Below are 1,085 nucleotides of genomic sequence, written 5' to 3' on the forward strand. Positions count from 1 at the left end.
CGTCGGCCGGCCCGAAGGCGGGCCGACGTCGACGGCCGGGTGTGCTTCGCAGACGGCGGCGGCCAGCTCCTCCTCCACGAGCCGGTCTCGGGCGAAAGGCGCTGGCGCGGACCGGTGGTGCGCGACCTCGTCGGCGGCCGCCGACCCGTCGCCCTGGACCCGGACGGCTCCCTGCTGTTCCTGGACCCCGGCAGCGGTACGGTCCGCCACCGTGCGCGCGACGGGGTGACCGGGCTGCTCGCCGCCGACGAGGACCAGGTGTACGTCCTCGACGCCGACGGCCGCCTGGCCGCGTTCAAGCGGGCGGACGGCGCGGTGCGCTGGCGCGTGCCCGTCCCCGTGTCGGGCCCGGCGCTCTCGGCGGCCGCCGGGTACGGGCGGCTGCTCCTGGCCTCCGCCGCCGGCGGGGTGGCGGCCCTGTCCGCCGCCGACGGCGGCCCCGTCTGGCGGCGGCCCGCCGGCACCGAAGCCTCACGGACGGCCCTGTCCGCGGGCGGAGTGCTGCTGGGCGGGGCCGGAGACCGGACGCTGACCTGCCTGGACCGGGGGCGCGGCGAACAGCTGTGGACCCTGCCCGCGGACGACAGCGCGGGCTTCGGCGTGCCCACACCGGCCGGCGACACCGTGTACGTCGCCGACGGCCACCAGCTCCGGAGCATCGACGCGAAGACCGGAACCCCCGCCTGGACCGTGCTGGCCACCGAGGAACTGGCGCAGGACCAGGCTCCGCTGGTGGCGGGATCCGGGATCTTCGCGCCGCTGCGGAGGCCCGAGCTCGGCATCCTCGTGGTGCACGGCGGGCGAGCAGCCGAACAGTACGTGTTCGCACCGGCCCCGGCCGGGGAGGTCCGGGCCGACGTTCCCTGGCGGGGAGCTGTCGCCGGAGGCAGCGTCGTCTGGCAACGCGGCAGCGCGGTCCGCGCCCTGCCGGGCATGTGACCGGCCCGGGGCGGGGCCACCAGGTGAGGGGGGAACGCATGGGGGGCGGACGTCTGGGGACCCCGCAGACCCTCACCGCCGCAGCAGCACGATCGCCGACCCCCACATCGTCAGCAGTACGTTGCCCAGGGCGTACGGGACCGTCG

Annotated in this window: 1 protein-coding gene; it reads left to right on the forward strand. The window is 77.3% G+C overall.

The window, feature by feature from the left end:
• Positions 1–939, forward strand: a 939-nt coding sequence (locus ABZY57_RS32805; RefSeq protein WP_356518206.1) for a PQQ-binding-like beta-propeller repeat protein, incomplete at its 5' end; no start/stop codon positions are given.
• Positions 940–1,085 lie beyond the last annotated feature (146 nt).

Source organism: Streptomyces sp. NPDC006450, from assembly GCF_040612195.1.
Taxonomy (GTDB): Bacteria; Actinomycetota; Actinomycetes; order Streptomycetales; family Streptomycetaceae; genus Streptomyces.